At 54.9% G+C, this 1,436-nt stretch carries 1 protein-coding gene and 1 pseudogene; both read left to right on the forward strand.

What is annotated here, in order from left to right:
- Positions 1-75: 75 nt before the first annotated feature.
- Positions 76-150 (forward strand): annotated as a pseudogene (locus ACX0GZ_RS14740) (DUF6538 domain-containing protein); the annotation flags it as partial.
- Between the two features lie 42 nt (positions 151-192).
- Positions 193-1,436, forward strand: a 1,244-nt coding sequence (locus tag ACX0GZ_RS14745; RefSeq protein WP_458817510.1) for a site-specific integrase, incomplete at its 3' end; no start/stop codon positions are given.

The following is a 1,436-nucleotide window of genomic DNA, read 5'->3' on the forward strand; positions in this document are numbered from 1 at the left end:
GTCTCCACAAAGCGTCTCCACAATTGGCCGAATGGGCTTTGTCAGAAGCGTCGGATTTTTCAATATCGGCGAAGAGTGCCGAATGATCTCTTGCCAACTTTCGGTCAGAAAGAGGTGTGGCGCTCTCTGCAAACAGATAGCTACGCAATAGCGCTACGGCGCATTCATCGCGTTGCCGCCAATGTCGAGGTGATGTTCGAGAAGGTCCGCAAGGCAGCGGGGCAGATCGTCGACAAAGCACTGTTTGAGTCTTTTGACCCAGCTATCGAAGCCTCTCCCCAAGCGGCGCTTGAAGGCTCACGACAGTCGCCATTCCGAGCACAGGTGAGCAGCCGCACGATCGGCGAAGTTTACGACCGCTATGTCGCCGATCCCAAGCATACTTGGAGCAAGCGCACAGCAATTTCCCACACGACGACGCGTAGATGGGTCGTCGAGACCTTTGGAGAGCAAACGCCCTTGACGGAGATCACACGGGAGGGTTGCCGCCAATTCGTCGATTTGCTTCGCAACATGCCGAGCCATGCGGACAAGCGTTATCCTGATCTGGAAATGAAGCAGGCGGTAGCTGCCGCGAAAGCGAAGGGCGAGCACCGCTTGATTAATACCGCGAATGTGAATGCCTACCTCAACCGCTTTGGTGGCCTCATGAACTGGGCGATCAACGAGGGCTATATCGACCGCAACCCGTTAAAAGGATTGAAGCTCCCCGACCCAGTAAAACGACGGGATAAGCGAAAGCCATTTTCAAACGTTCAACTATCGAGAATTTTCAACGCGCCAATCTACATCGGTTGCGAGAATGACGAGCAAGGTTATGCTCTTGCGGGATGTCGGCGACCCCGCCGCGCGCGATTTTGGGTTCCGTTAATCGCCCTGTTCAGCGGCCTTCGGCTCAATGAAATTTGTCAACTTGAAGTGTCGGACATCCAACAGTCCGACGGTATCGCTTGTTTCAAGATCGCCGAGGGCGTGAGCCAGACTGGCGAGGAGAAGCGGCTCAAGACCCGCGCCAGTGAACGAATCGTGCCAGTTCACAATCAACTAATACGGTTTGGCTTCTTAGCGTTCGCCGAGATGCAGCGGTCGAAGGGGGAGAGCCATCTGTTCCCCGAGCTTCCGCTCGGGCACCTTGGCTATCGATCTACCAGTTTCTCACGCTGGTTCTCACGCTTTCTAAAAACCGTTGACGCAGCCGCACCGCTGACGTGCTTCCATTCATTCAGACATAATTTTCGCGATGGCTTACGCGACGCCAGAGTCGATCGTGACGTTGCGCTTTATCTTGGAGGCTGGACAAGCGACGGGAAAATGGCCGCCGTCGCCGATAATTATGGTAGCGGATACAGCGTCTCAGTGCTGGCAGAGGCCTTGAACTCAATAAATTTCCCGGCGCTGAATCTCGATCACCTTTCGGCGATCGAGACAGGCCGTGA

The sequence above is a fragment of the Sphingomonas aestuarii genome, assembly GCF_054457155.1.